Annotated in this window: 1 protein-coding gene; it reads left to right on the forward strand. The window is 43.0% G+C overall.

Annotation, left to right across the window (positions count from 1 at the left end):
* Nucleotides 1-48: 48 nt before the first annotated feature.
* Nucleotides 49-1,104, forward strand: a complete 1,056-nt coding sequence (locus BCT81_RS27270) for an MJ1255/VC2487 family glycosyltransferase (RefSeq protein WP_102426488.1) — start codon at nt 49-51, stop codon at nt 1,102-1,104.
* Nucleotides 1,105-1,233: the final 129 nt, after the last annotated feature.

Raw genomic sequence — 1,233 nt, forward strand, 5'->3', positions numbered from 1 at the left:
AATGAAGCTGATAGCAAGCGCTAAACCAGCAAATCGAAAGGAAGTTTAATGAAAATTTTATACGGCGTACAAGGCACTGGAAATGGTCATATTGCTCGTGCAAGGGCAATGGCTGTCGCGTTTCGTCAACAAAACATCGATGTTGATTTTCTCTTTTCAGGCCGAGAAGCAAGCAAGTACTTTTCGATGGAAGAGTTTGGCAACTACCAAGTTCGTAACGGCTTAACCTTTTATAGTGAACAAGGGCAGGTCAAATATGGAAAGACATTCATTAAGAATAATATCTGGCGCTTTCTTAATGAGGTTAAACAGATGGACCTTACACCCTATGACTTGGTGCTCAATGACTTTGAACCTGTGACAGCTTGGGCAGCCAAAAGGCAGGGAGTCCCTTGTATCGGAATCAGTCACCAGAATGCGTTTCGTTATGATGTTCCTAAGGAAGGGGGGAACTGGATTGAGCATTCTGTGATTCAACATTTTGCGCCGACAGAGCACTCGATTGGTTTGCATTGGTATCATTTCGAGCAACCAATATTGCCTCCTATCATTCACACCTTAGCTCACCACGAGCAGACTAAAGCGCCCCTGGACTTCACATTAGTCTATTTGCCGTTTGAAGACCTTGAAGCGATTTCAGAGCTATTAATGAAGTTTGTTTCACACAATTTTGTCTGTTATCACCCGAATGTGATTGAGCGTAGCCAAGTCGAAAATATTACCTTCAAACCACTCAGCCATGCTGGTTTTCAATTCGACCTAAATCAGTGCTCTGGTGTGGTAGCGAATGGTGGGTTTGAACTGCCATCGGAAGCTCTAACTTTGGGTAAGAAGCTACTGCTTAAACCACTTGATGGGCAGTTTGAGCAGCAGAGTAATGTGGCAACACTTGAGGCGCTTGGATTAGCCCAAACGATGAGCTTTCTTGACCCAGCAATCTTGCGTGGTTGGCTCAACGAAAAACAGGCTGAGGTTGTCTCTTATCCAGACGTCGCTAGTGCACTTGTTGAGTGGGTTTTAGCCGGAAATTGGTCCAACCAAGATGACCTAAGAAAACAACTTTGGGACAAGGTGGATTTTCCAAGCTATGCATCACTCACCTAATCCATAAATGGTGTTTTTGAATCGAGCGGTCAATTAATTCATCGATTCAATAATTTGTAACAAGTGTAACCAAACGATAGAACAGCTAAATAAGTCGAAATGAAACTCATAATTAGCGCATTTTATGTT

It is taken from the genome of Vibrio sp. 10N.261.52.A1 (assembly GCF_002876325.1).
GTDB classification, from domain to species: domain Bacteria; phylum Pseudomonadota; class Gammaproteobacteria; order Enterobacterales; family Vibrionaceae; genus Vibrio; species Vibrio chagasii.